Source organism: Sphingomonas sp. (assembly GCF_039594485.1).
GTDB lineage: Bacteria > Pseudomonadota > Alphaproteobacteria > Sphingomonadales > Sphingomonadaceae > Sphingomonas.
Genome location: NZ_JBCNNI010000013.1, coordinates 27,789 through 40,100, shown reverse-complemented (window position 1 = coordinate 40,100; position 12,312 = coordinate 27,789). Strand labels below are relative to the sequence as shown.

The window sequence follows — 12,312 nt, the reverse complement described above, 5'->3', positions numbered from 1 at the left end:
TTTTCACCTGCCACCCCGCAACCGCTCGACCGACTTCGCCAGTCCGTAGCCCGACGCCAGCGTCCCGATCAGGACGACGATGTCGGTCGGGATGCCCGCCAGAAAGGCAGTCGATGCCGCCACCATGGCAGCGGCGGCTCGGGGCGAGACGATCGCGACCAGCCCGACCGAGAATGCACCAAGCGTCGGGATCGCCATCAACGCGCCGACGCAAAGCGGCCGGATCGAGCGGGCCAGCGCCGTCATCCACGGCGGCGCGCCCGGCCCCAGGTCGAGCGTGTCCAGGCCGCCCAGGTCGCCGCCCAGGCGAAGCCCCTCGGCCAGCGCCGGATCGAAGGTGATCGGCGGGGGCAAGCCCACCGCCTCATGCGTCCCGGCCTCGAATGGCGAGGGGGAACCGTTGTCGCGCAGGGGCGGGGTCATGCGGCCTTCCTGATGGTGAGGGGAAAGGTGAAAGCGACGCGCTGAGCCCAGCCCAGCACGAAATCCTCATTGGCGGCGCGCGCCTCGGCCAGCTCGACATAGCGCGCGCCCTGGAGCGCGTTGAGATAGGTCAGGACGGCATTGCGGCCGACGATGCCCCGCCGCGCGATCAGGGCGCGCAGGGCCGTGGCAGTGGCTGGCCCGGCGCTGCCGTCGACCTTGAGGTCCGGGTAATCGCGGCCCTGGCGATTCAAGGCATTCAGCACCCGCTGGAGGAAGGTGACCGCGACCGACACGCCCATGTTGACGGCAGTGTCGAAAAGCTCGGCGGCGGTGTCGCGATCGACGGCGGCGATCCAGTCCAGGCCGATGCGATCCCAGTAAAGGCGGCGATAGATCGCCAGCGCGCGCGCCTTGGGCAGGCCGGCCATCGGACCGGTATAGCCATCAGCGCGCGCCACGGCCTCGGTGATGCCCCATTGGGTCTTACCGCCCCGGTCGGACGGATGATCGCTGAAACCGCCCTCGATGCCGAGCGTGTGGGCGGCGGACTCTTCAAAGGGTGAAAGGGTAGCCATGCCCGACGATAGGCGATGCGTCAGCGCCGCGTCGGGGTGCGCTGGCGCATCAGGCCCAATCCCCGATCGCCATGGGCAGCTTGGACGTGCCGTCCGCCTGGCGCTCGAACGTCTCCAGCTTTGGCAGCCTTCCCCAGTGGATGCGCTCGTTCAAGCCGTCCGTCGCGGCCTCGTCCTCAATCACGAGGAAATCGCCGGTCGTGCCCAGGTCGAGCTGCATGGCGTACAGCCGGTCGCGCAGTTCGTCCGACAGGTCGACCATCGTCCAGGCATAGCCGCCCGCGACCGCGCCGCCCTCGCCACCGAAACCGCCAGACCAGAGCCGGTCGGACCGGCCGGTATCGACCAGCGGGCGGCCCGAGCCATATTCATATGCCGATCGCATCGCCTGCCCGACGACCGCGACCCCGGCGCTGATCGGCGCGGCGGCATTGACGCGAAGCTGGACATAGCGGGTGACGACCGGCGCGGGCAGCACGCAAAGCCCGTGGCGAAGGACGGGGGCACGGCGATAGCTGTGCGCGAAGACGCCTGCCACCGCCGCCCCGTCCAGGCCCGGCACGACCGAAAAGCCATCGCCCGCGCTGGCGGTGGTGAAGCCCAGGACGACACGGTCGATCGCCTGGGCCGTGCCGAGGTCGAGGACGATGGTCGTCTGGGCGGCTGCTGCCGCGAACGCCTCGCGCGGCGACGGCGTCGCCAGATTGGCATGGCCCGTCCCCGCCGACGATCGCGCCTGGTCCACGGTGAAGGCGATGGGATGAACGATCGAAAGCATCAGGCCCCCACGCGTTTCAGCACGGTCAGCGAGGTCGTGCCGTTGTCCAGCTCCTGCGCGCCGATCACGAACACGAGGTCGCCGGGCTTGTAATCCAGGCGGCGGCAGTCAGCGGCGATGCAACGGCCTTGCAAGTCCGCCCGCGCGCCCGCGACGATCGCGACATCCTCGACCAGCGGATAGCCATAGAACGCGGCCAGACGCGCACCCTCGGCCTGCGCCCCGGCCTCGGTCGCGAAGGGCGAGGCGGACGCGATCGTCCGCCCCTTGGGGAAACGCGCCGCCGCCGCCGTGGCGACCGGCAACTCGCGCTGCGCCGCTTTGAGCTGGGCCGCGTAACCGGCGGCGACGGGCGCGTCGGTCACAGCGGTTCCGCCGCCAGGCGATCCATGGCCGCCAGGATGGCGGCGACGTGCATCGACAGATTGCCGTCGGCCGTCGTGGTGGCGACCAGATCGCGCAGGTCACTTCTGACCGCCGCATAGGTCGCATCGGTCACGATCGGGCGCAGGGCGTTGCGATAGGCGGCCCGGCGAGCCTCGTCCTCGGCCCGCGCCTTCTCGGCCGCCCAGGCGGAAATCTTGGCGGCCTCGGCCACCTGTTCGGGGGTATAATCAGCCATGGCGTTCATCGTCCTTTTCGCTGGTGGTGACGTCCGGCCACGCGACGCGCGCAGCCTGGATCAGGCCGCCCAGCGTCGCGGCCTGGAAAAGAGCGCGCTTGGCGCGGGCGCGGGCGGCCTCGATCGCGGCCCCCGCCTGAGCCCAGCGGGCGGCAGCGTCGGCCACCTGTCCCGCCAGTTCGGCGACGGTGATCCCGCGCGCCTCGGCCTCGGCGGTCAGGAAGGGCGTGGGATCATCCCCACCCGACAGGACCATTCGCGCCTCGGCCAGCTTCATCGAATAGGCCAGAGCCTGTCCCGCGCCCGGTGTCAGGATGCGCTGGCGCACGTCCTCGGCCGTAGCATCGACGCCGACGATCAGAGCAGCGCGCAGCGCGTCCAGGTCGCGGGGGTTCGTCGCGACGACGGCTTGCGGCACGACGATCAGCGCGGCCCCTTCGGGCACCGTCTGATAAGCGGCGGTGCCGGTGCTGCCGCTGCCCGCGTACAGCTCCGCGCCCGTCTCGATGTCATAGACGATCCAAAATTCCATGGTCATTTTCCTAGATCGCGACCCACGTCGCTTTGAGGCGGATGTCGGTGACGGTGTAGTCGGCGCTCACGGTCCGCGTGTAATAGTCACCGTCCGACACGATCCCCGTGTCGTAATCCCCGCGACTGATGATCGCGTTGAAGGTGGCGTCGAACGCGCTGGACGCGAGGACCATGCTCGACCCTTGCGGGCGGGGATTATAGACATTGCCCTGAGCGTCGGTGCAGCGGACGGTCAGGCCGCCATCGTCCCGATAATAAGTGTAGAGCGGCTTGCCGTTGTACGTCGTGGCCTCCCGCTGCCCCGCGTTGGTGACGACACTGGCGGCATATTCCCAGATGAAGCGGCCCATTGGCGAGACGGTCCCCAGCCCCAGGCTCCAGGGCACCGATTGCGACTTGCCTGCCCCGGGCGTGACGTTGCCGCTCCAGCTCGATTGTCCTTCCTTGGACATGCTCGACTTGTCGAATTTCATGGGCTTGAACGTGCCGTCCACCACCACGTCACCCGACACGCGCAGGTCGCCGATCAGGTCGACGGCCCCCCCGCTATTATTGTCCGATCGCAGGATGAGCGCCGCCCGGCCGCCCGATGTGACCGCCGAAAATTCCAGGCGGGCGGATGCGAGCTTCGTGGCCGAGTTGGCCGCGCTCGTCTCGACGACATTGGTCCGCGCCTCCAGATTCCCGGCCCGTGCCTCGGTCGAGCTGACCCGGCTGGAAATCGCGCTATCGGCAGCGGCACGGGTCGCCGCCTCGTCCGAGACCTTCGCGTCGGCATACCGCCGGTCGGTGACGTCAGTCAGCTCATAATAGCTGACAATGCCCGCACCGAAATTGTCAAAGCCGTCAATCTGGAGCCATGGCCGGATTTCGATCGCGGTGTCGGGGCAGGTGTACTCGTAGTCGACCCAAGTCCAGCCCTGCCCGGCCGGGACATAATTGACCACATAGTCGAGAACTTGGCCGTTGGTGTTGATGACGAAGAAGCCCGCCCCGATCGGGTGGCCGGTTTCGACCGCCGTCAACAGCGCCCGCACGCGCAGCCTGCGACCGCGCCAGTCGCGGCGGATGCTTTGCCCAAGCGTGTCGCGGATGACGAAACGGGCAAAGGCCGGATATCCCGGATTGGCTGGCATGCCGGTGTCGCCACCAAAGCTGGCACCGGGCCAATCCGGCCAGCCGCTGACAGAGCTGTCTTTGAACGTCCCGCGCCCGGCCAGATTACCGCCCGTCGCGCCGCCATAATTGGCCTCCAGCGACGAGGTGCGGCTCGCCAACGCCGCAACGGCGCTCGACCGCGTCGCTTCCTCCGATGAGACGCGGGCATCTACGCGCAAATAGTCTTGGTAACGGTCGCTGTTCCAGTTGTTAAGGTCGGCCCGAACCGCAGCGTAATTCGACTCTAGCGACGAGGTGCGCCCGGCGAGCGCGCTGTCATTATTGACGCGGGTGGTGGCCTCGTCCGATATTCGCGCGAACGCTACATCAGTCGTCGTCCGCCCCGATGCTGGACCGTAGGGATTCCATTCGCTCTGCCCCTGACGTGCTTCGCCAACATAGGGTCGCCAAATCCAAAGGTAACTGTTCGACTCGCCCTGGACGGTGCCCCACTTGGAAATAGTGAACCGCGCAGCCGCTGCGCCACTGGGGGCTTCGACGGCCATCCAGCCCCGCTGTGACCAACTGGCCGCAGTACGACCACCAGTATTCACCTGTATTCCGCCAGAATAAAACGTCTGGATTACCTGATTATCGACCCCCAGGAACTCGAGCATCAATTCGACCGCAATCGCGCGGTGGGCGGCAAGGAAAGCGTAGAACTGGTAGAACCGACCGGCAATGACGGGGACGGGATCACTGTACCAACCGCCGCCCGCCCCCATGCCGGTCGCACCAATGTCCGTGGTCGAGTGATGGCCGATGACGTTCTCCCCGTTCGGCCGCCAATAGTCACCCGCCTCGTTGACGCTGTAGCCCTGCATCGGGCCGTAAGGCGTCCAGCCGGCGTAACTGCTCCCTGCAAAAGCGCTGTTGCTAAGCAGGTTGCCCGCACCACTGGAACGTGCCTCCAGCGCACTGGCACGAGCGGCGGCCGCACTGTCCTGGCTGGCGCGCGTCGTCGCCTCGTCGCGGATGCGCGCGGCGATCGTGCTGTCCTGGTCACCGCGAAGCTGCGCCTCGGTCGTCGAAACTCGGCCGGCGATCGCGCTGTCCTGATTGGCGCGGGTCGTCGCTTCGTCGGTGATACGGGCGTTCGTCTGGACGTCGTCCGTGATCTCACGAAAGAACCAGCCCGAAATCTGATAACCGGAGTTCCCCGGCATGTTGTCGACGTTAATGCGCGGGCGCAGCCACACCCGGTTCGGGTAGGCGGTTTGGTCGTCGTCGAAATAGAAATCGGTGGCGTAGCAGTGAAAACCGCCGTCCGGGATAGCCGCATAATAGGCGCGCGTCGACTCCGGCGCGTTCTTGGTGAAGCCCAGAAACTCGGCGACGGTCCGGTCCTGATTAAACCCTTCCCAATAGACGCGCGGGTTGCCGCCGAAGCCGTTCGGTGCGTTCCACTGCCAAATGAAGAAACCAGCGCGATACTTGCGCCCCTTCACCGCCCGGATGAAGCCGGCGGGCGTGTCCATGTACAACCAGTGATTGCCACCAGCGGGCGTCTGCCAGCCGAGCCCTGCGCCCTTGACGCCGTTCTCCCAATAGATGCCGGCATTGCGGCCGGTCCAACTGGTATCGACGCCCCAGACATCTGACTTGCGCTCGAAGCCTGGGAAGATCGCCCCGTTAACGCTGTCGGACAGCTTGCCGTAGCTCGACTCTAGGCTGGTCGCTCGGCCCGCCAGTGCACTGTCCTGGCTAGCACGCGTCGTCGCTTCGTCGGTGATACGGGCCGCGATCACGCTGTCTTGGTCACCGCGAAGTTGGGCTTCGGTCGACGAGACTCGCCCCGCGATGGCGCTGTCCTGCGCGGCACGGGTCGCCGCCTCGTCCGTGATCCGCGCGCCTACCGCCTCGGCCTGGGTCGCATCGCGGATGCTCAGGCTGTGCAGTCGCACCTCATTAGCCGTGTCGCCGGGATTGCCGTCGTTCTGGAGCCATGGACGAATGGCGGTCGCGCCGGTCGGGATCGTGAGGACTTCATCGAAGCGGCTATAGCCGGGTGTCCGCGCCTTAGCGGCGCGCACCCCGACCCATGTGAATGTCCCGTCGGCAAACCGAACCATCACACCCGCCGCCGAATTAGCGGCGGAAAACTCGCCCGACGCATAGCCGGTGACGCGCAAGCGCCGATCGCCCCATGCGCCCTCGATCCACCCGTCACCCTCAAAGGCGTCGCGGTGGCCGCGCATGAGATAGATATAGCCGCCGCTCGGCGGGGCGGGCTGCCCCACATCGGCGGGGCGGAAGACACGGCTGTCATACGCGCCGGTCGGCCAGTCGCCGGGCAGTCCGTCGGCAAAGGTGCCCTTGCGCACCAAATCGCCGCCTGAGAAGCCCTCGACCCGCCCGACGCGGGACTCGACCGCGCCGGTCCGTGACGCGGCGGCACTGTCGGCAGTGGCACGGGTCGCCGCCTCGTCGCGGACCCGTGCTGCAATCACACTGTCCTGGTCGCCACGAAGCTGCGCCTCGGTCGTCGCCACTCGGCCTGTGATCGCGCTGTCGGCCGCCGCGCGATTGACCGTCTCGTCCGTGACGGCGCTGTACGCCGCATCGGCGCGGCCCTGCGCCGTCTGGACCTTGGTGGTCAGCGTGCCTTCCGCGCCCTTGGCCCGGTCCACCTCGGCGGAGAGATTGGACGCGACCGCCGCCGCCTCGCTGCGCGCCGTGGCGGCCTGGCCCTGCACATCCGACACGGCGGCCGACAGGTCGGAGCGGACCTTGCTCGTCTCGTCCCGCGCGGCGGCAATATCGCTGGAAAGCGACGTGCGCGCGGCGGCAATGTCCGCATTCGCCGTGACGATCGCGGCGGCATTGGCATCGATCCCGCCCGTTACCTGTCCGGCCGGGCGACCGGCGACGGCGGCGGTATCCGCCGCCTTGTTCTGCCCGGTCACGTCCGCGCCTGGCTGGGCAGGCTGGAGGTCGGTGACGGTCTGACCGTTGGGATAGACGACATCGCCGGCCAGCACGGCGGCGCTGATCTCCGCATCGGTATGGACGCGGTGGTTCTTCTGGAACCCCACCTTGACGTTCGCGACCGGCGCATAGGCCGCGCGGCGCTCGACATCCTGGAACCGGACCGTCTCGACCGGATCGGCAAAGGCAATGGGGCGGAGCGCGATGCGCTTGTCGGCGGTCACGCCCCAGGACAGCGAGGCGCGCAGGGTCAGCCGGTCCAGCATCTGCGCGGGCGTCTCGCTGGCGTCGTCGGCGTGGAGCCCGGCCGGATCGGGGCGAAGCGCGGCCAGCGCCGCCAGTCCGTCCACGCTCGGCCCTTCGGCCGCCGCCGAAATGGCGGCGGCGATGCCCGGCACATGCTCGACATAGCCGGTGCCCAGTTCGCCGCGCAGGTCGGCGGTCAGCGTCGACGGCTGGGTCCAGAATTTGACACAGGCGATGGAGGGGGCGGCAGCGCATCCCCCTTCCGGGGCCTGGGCGGCTTTCAACGCGTCCAGCGTCGCGGCGATCGATCCCGCCCAGGCGACGGTGACGATCGTGACCGGGCGGCCCTTGTCCTTGACCGCATCGAACGCGCCGAGCTGGCGCGCCGGATCGCCGAACTCATAGATATTGTACGCGGCGAGAAGGACGCGGCCCTCGACATTCCAGCACCGGCCCCAGCTCCGGCGCTTGACGCGCCCCTTGGCCGCCGCGTCGCCCTCGATGCCGCCGGTCCCGGCAAAGCTGTCCTTGACCAGCGGCTCGCCCAGGCGGCCCGCCATGTCGGACAGGGTGAAGACGAAGCGCCCGGCGCTGATCGAATAGCCTGCGACCGTGCCCGCCAGTCGCGCCTGGAAGGACGGGTCGGCCGCCTCGTCGTCGCTGACCGATACCGTGATCGGGGCATCGTTCCAGACCAGCCCGGCGATCAGCGCACGGGTCGAAGCCTGCGCAGGCGAAAAGCCGATAGCGCTGGCCTGGGCCACCGCCCCCCCGGTAAAGCCGTCCTTGCCGAAGCCGAGCGACGATTGGATACGCGGCAGGCTGATGACGCCCGCGCGCCAGTCGGATTGGTCCTTGAACAGATAATGCCCGCGCCCGCCGCCAGCGAGGCGGATATCCACCGGCTGGCCGGTCGCATCGCTGGGGCGCGCCTCGACGATGACCGTCTTCATTGTGCGTAATCCCGTGCGACCAGGCCGAGATTGGGCGAGACGCTACCGCCCGTTCTCGACCTGCCTTGGTCGACCAGCTCCTGGAGCAAGTCGGTCTGGGCCTCGGCCGCCTCCAGCATCTTCGCCGACAGGGCGTTGCCCGTCTCGATCGCGCTGGTCTGCGCCGCCGCGACCCCCGCCGCGCTGTTCACGCGGTTGGTTTCCAGGTCGACGATCGCGCGGGCGGCCTCGGCGGCCGACTTGCGATCGGCGGCATATTCGTCGCCGCCCGTGCCGAAGGCTTCCTTCGACGTGGTCAGCAATTGGCGGTACAGCTCCGCCATCTTGTCGGCCGCGCCATCCTTGCCCGCCTCGGCATCGGCGCGCGCGCTGGCGATGTCCTTCAGCAGGGTCTGGCGCCGATCGACGGCCGAGCCCTCGAACAGGTCGCCCGAGGACAGGCTGGTCAGCAGATCCTTCAGACTGCCGACCCGCGACTTGAGCGTATCCTCCAGGAGCTTGGCCCGCTCGGTCGCATTCAGCTTTTCGACCTGGAGCAGGTCCAGGCCGTAGGTCTTGGCGATCCGCACCCGGTCGGCCGCCGTCCGGTCGAACGTGTCGAACACGCTCTTGAGCTGGCCGGTCAGCCCGCCCAGCAATCGCTCCAGCGCCTGGACCTTCACCGCCTCGGCCACCGCCTTGTCGAGCGAGGACGAGGATTGCAGCGCCTTTGCAACCGCGCCCGTGACCTTGACCGCGCCATCGGCGATCGCGTCGCGGATCGCGATCTCGATCGCGGCGGACTCGTCCTTGCCGTTGTAGAGCAGGCCCGATCCCGGATGCTTGGCGGACACGCGGTCGCTGCCGCCGCCATCGACGCGGTAATAATCCTCACGCTTGCCGATCGAGACGTTGAACGATCCGACATCGGCCCCCAGCGTGTCCGCGATCTTCTGGATACCGGACTGGACCGACTTGGCGGTCCCCGACAGCGCCTCGGTGATCTTGCCGTCACCGCGCAGCGAGGCCGCGCCATCGACCGAGCTGATCGTCGCGCTGCCGGATTTGGGCTTGTTGAACAGGTTGCCGACCAGCCCGCCGATCAGCCCCAGCGCCGCGCCAGCGCCGGGGATGCCGGTCAGACCGCCGATCATGCCGCCGATCGCGCTGCCGGTCTGGTTGGTCTTGATCCCGACCAGTCCGGCGATGGAGGCCGCCGCCTGTCCCTCGAAAGCGCCCGCCAGTCCCTTGCCCGCGAACTTGCCCAGGCTCTGGCCGATCTTGGACGCCGTTTCTGGATTGGTGAAAAGGCCCGTGACCTTGGTCGCGATGCCGCCGATCGCGGTGGAGAACAGCTCCTGTGGACTGCGAATGCCACGACGCGGGGCGGTGACGACGATATCGCCACCGGGCGGGGCATCGCTCCCGGCCGGAACCGCGCCCGGTGCACGGGCCTGGGGCCCATTCTGCACGGCATGGGCCGCGCCGGTGGCGGCGCGGGCCAGCGTGTCCAGTGCCGTGCTTGCCTGTCCGGTGCGGGCAGTGACGATATCGACGGCCTGGGCCATGCGCGCAGAGGCATCCTCCACGACGCTGGTCCCGGTAATCTGGTCCTCAAGCTGCTGGAACAGGTCGCCGAACAGGCTTTCGACGATCCTGTCCGCCGACACGCGGTTGAACGACTGCATCAGCCGTTCGGGCAGCTTGTCAATGCCGCTATCGCCCGAGATGGTCGCGGTCAGGAGGCCCCGAATGTCCTGAAGCCCGGCAAGGTAGATCCGCTGTCGCTGCGCCATGCGTTCGAGCTGGCGGTCCTGCGTCATCAGCGCCTGGGTCGTGGCGAGGACCGCGTCCTTTTGCGCTTCCGTCAACGGCCCGCGCTGGCGCTCCAGTTGCTGGATTGTCCGCAACGCCTCGGCCTGGGCGCGGTGCCCCCCGAGCATGAGCTGGCCCACCGCAAATGACTCGCCCTGGCGCTCGACGAAATCGGCGATCGGACGATTCAATCCGTCGCGCACCACATCCTTGGCTTGCTGGGCCTGGGCAATCAGGTCCTTGAAGCCCGGCGGCTTCTTGCGCGCCAGATCGTCCATGATGTCGTCGAGCTGGCGTACGGCGGCGTTGGCCTGGCGCACGGCGGGCGGGGTCCGGTCGAATGCATCGGTGATGCCCGCGATCCGCGCGGCGGCGTCGCGGCCGAACTCGTCGCGCGCCTCGGTGCTTTTCGGCTTCGGGGGCTTCTTGCCCCGCGCCTCGCGCCGGAGCCCTTCCGCCAGCTTGCCGTCGTCCAGCGACTGGTCGATCAGGTCGGCGATCTTCTCCTTCGCGCCCGATGCCGCACGGTCGATGATCGCCTGCTGGAATTGCTGGCGCGTGATTTTCAGGCCGGTGAAGTCGAATTTGTCGGTGACGCGCAGGACATCCGCCGCCGATGTGCGTCCGGCCTCTAGGTCGCTGACCACCCCGCGCAGATTGCGGGCGTTCTGTTGTGCCCGGTCCGACCCGGCGATCGCCCCGGCCAGATAGCCCGCCGGGCCACGCCCCTCCAGCGCGCCACGCACCCGTCCGGCGGTGGAGATGCCATCCGCATTCTCGAACGTCTCGCGCGCGTTGGCCCGTTCCTTCGCCGCCGTGCCGCGCAGGTTGAGCGCCGTCAGCCGGGCATTCAGGATCAGAAGGTCATTCTGTTTCTTCAGCTTGCCCGAGGTCAGGTCGAACATGCCACCCAGCACGTTCTGCGCTTCGGCGAGCCCGTCCGCGCCGATCTTGGCGGCCTCCGCCGCTTCCTCGGCCTTGAACAGATTTTCGATGAACGGCAGGATGACCGCCGCGCCGACGGTCAGGGCGATGCCCCAGGGGCCGGTCAGGAATGCGCCGACCTTGCCCGCCGTGCCGGACATTTCCGACATGGCATAGCCCATCTGCCCCATTTGCTGGGTGAAGGAGCGGACCACGTCGCCGGTCGTGATCGCCTGCAACCCGAAATCGCCGAATTGCTGGCCCATGTTGCGGACCGCGAAGGCATTGCGGCGCGACTCCGCCTCCGCCTCGGCCGTGCGACGGGCAGCTTCCCGCTGCGCCTGGGCGAGCTTGATCGCGGCGATTGCGGCGGCGGCTTCCTCGCGCTCCGTCTCGGTGGTCGCCGACGCCAGCCGCGCCTCGGCCGCCGTCAGTTCGGCCGCCTCGCGCGCCGCCGCGCCGCGCGCCTGGCTCTGGGTCGTGGTGGCGCGGGTCGAGCCCTCGGCGGCCTCGGTCGCCTGATCGGTCGCGGTCGCCTGCTGGCGCGCGGCATCCGACGCGGTGGCGGACGCATCGGCCAGCGCCTGGGCCGCCTGGGCGGTGCTGCCTGCCGCGCCGCCGCTGCGCTCCAGCGCTTCGGCCAACTGGCCCGCGCCGCTGGCGCTGGCCTGGGACTGGGTCGCCAGTGTGGACACGGCGGCGCTGGCGGCGGTGGACGCTGCCGTGCTGTCCCGCAGCGACTGGGAATAGGTCTGTTCCGCCCGCTCGGCACGCTTGCGCGCCTGGGCAAGCTCCGCGCTGGCATCGGCGATCGCCTGGGCATCGCCCGCCGCGCGTGAGCCGCCGCCCGGCGACAGGGTGATGGTCGGATTGTCCGGGGTCAGCTCGACGCGGCCTTTGGCCTGGGCGAGCCGCGCCTCGGCCGCCGTCACCGCTTCGCGCGCGGCGTCGCGCTCGGCCCGCGCCAGATCGGAAGCGGCACGCGCGGCCTCGGCCGCCTTGGCGGTGGTGGCGGTATGCGCGCGCGCGACGCGACCGGCGGCGGCGACCAGTTCGTCCGCGCCCGCCGCTGCGCCGCGTGACTGGTCGGTAAGCTGCCCCATCGCGGCGGCGGCCTGTTTGGCCGAGCCGCCCGCCGTGATCGCCGCGCGGCCGGTGCCCTCCAGCGCGACCGACGCCTCACGCGCGGTCGTCGTGATCCCCGCCGCCCGCGACGCCTCGCCAATCGCGGTGACCAGCGCGCGGGCCTGTGCCGTCGCACCCCCGGCGGCGGTGCCGATCCCGGCGATCGCCGCCGCGCCTTCCTTGGCCGCGCCGACAAGGCCGGTGCCATCGGCTTTCAGCCGGACGGAAACGATCAGGTCGCGACTCATA

The 12,312-nt window shown here is 69.0% G+C and carries 8 protein-coding genes; all 8 read right to left on the bottom strand.

Going from position 1 to position 12,312, the window contains the following annotated elements; all coding sequences use genetic code 11:
* Positions 1-3: 3 nt before the first annotated feature.
* The 8 genes from ABDV78_RS08545 to ABDV78_RS08510 are packed head-to-tail and all read right to left on the bottom strand — an operon-like array spanning position 4 to position 12,311.
* Positions 4-423 carry a hypothetical protein gene (locus ABDV78_RS08545; RefSeq protein ID WP_343526959.1) on the bottom strand — a complete coding sequence of 140 codons (420 nt, stop codon included), beginning with the start codon at positions 421-423 and terminating at the stop codon, positions 4-6.
* Positions 420-1,001, bottom strand: a complete 582-nt coding sequence (locus ABDV78_RS08540; protein ID WP_343526958.1) for a glycosyl hydrolase 108 family protein — start codon at positions 999-1,001, stop codon at positions 420-422. The genes ABDV78_RS08545 and ABDV78_RS08540 overlap by 4 nt, the downstream gene beginning before the upstream one ends.
* Before the next feature lie 49 nt (positions 1,002-1,050).
* Positions 1,051-1,779 (bottom strand): hypothetical protein, encoded by a 729-nt coding sequence (locus tag ABDV78_RS08535; RefSeq protein WP_343526957.1) that lies wholly within the window; start codon positions 1,777-1,779, stop codon positions 1,051-1,053.
* Complete coding sequence (locus ABDV78_RS08530; RefSeq protein ID WP_343526956.1) at positions 1,779-2,144, bottom strand: hypothetical protein; 366 nt, start codon at positions 2,142-2,144, stop codon at positions 1,779-1,781. The genes ABDV78_RS08535 and ABDV78_RS08530 overlap by 1 nt, the downstream gene beginning before the upstream one ends.
* Positions 2,141-2,401, bottom strand: a complete 261-nt coding sequence (locus ABDV78_RS08525; RefSeq protein ID WP_343526955.1) for a hypothetical protein — start codon at positions 2,399-2,401, stop codon at positions 2,141-2,143. Before ABDV78_RS08525 ends, ABDV78_RS08530 begins: the two co-directional genes overlap by 4 nt.
* Positions 2,394-2,933, bottom strand: a complete 540-nt coding sequence (locus ABDV78_RS08520; protein ID WP_343526954.1) for a hypothetical protein — start codon at positions 2,931-2,933, stop codon at positions 2,394-2,396. Before ABDV78_RS08520 ends, ABDV78_RS08525 begins: the two co-directional genes overlap by 8 nt.
* A gap of 10 nt (positions 2,934-2,943) precedes the next feature.
* A complete protein-coding gene (locus ABDV78_RS08515) occupies positions 2,944-8,220 on the bottom strand; it encodes a hypothetical protein (protein ID WP_343526953.1) in 5,277 nt (1,758 codons plus the stop codon).
* Positions 8,217-12,311: a hypothetical protein gene (locus tag ABDV78_RS08510; protein WP_343526952.1), complete on the bottom strand. Its 4,095-nt coding sequence runs from the start codon at positions 12,309-12,311 to the stop codon at positions 8,217-8,219. Before ABDV78_RS08510 ends, ABDV78_RS08515 begins: the two co-directional genes overlap by 4 nt.
* Position 12,312: the final 1 nt, after the last annotated feature.

Bases quoted from the DNA above. Each gene is read 5' to 3' on its own strand.
- ABDV78_RS08540 (WP_343526958.1), bottom strand. From the start codon at position 1,001: ATGGCTACCCTTTCACCCTTTGAAGAGTCCGCCGCCCACACGCTCGGC.
- ABDV78_RS08515 (WP_343526953.1), bottom strand. From the start codon at position 8,220: ATGAAGACGGTCATCGTCGAGGCGCGCCCCAGCGATGCGACCGGCCAG.
- ABDV78_RS08510 (WP_343526952.1), bottom strand. From the start codon at position 12,311: ATGAGTCGCGACCTGATCGTTTCCGTCCGGCTGAAAGCCGATGGCACC.
- ABDV78_RS08545 (WP_343526959.1), bottom strand. From the start codon at position 423: ATGACCCCGCCCCTGCGCGACAACGGTTCCCCCTCGCCATTCGAGGCC.
- ABDV78_RS08520 (WP_343526954.1), bottom strand. From the start codon at position 2,933: ATGGAATTTTGGATCGTCTATGACATCGAGACGGGCGCGGAGCTGTAC.
- ABDV78_RS08535 (WP_343526957.1), bottom strand. From the start codon at position 1,779: ATGCTTTCGATCGTTCATCCCATCGCCTTCACCGTGGACCAGGCGCGA.
- ABDV78_RS08525 (WP_343526955.1), bottom strand. From the start codon at position 2,401: ATGGCTGATTATACCCCCGAACAGGTGGCCGAGGCCGCCAAGATTTCC.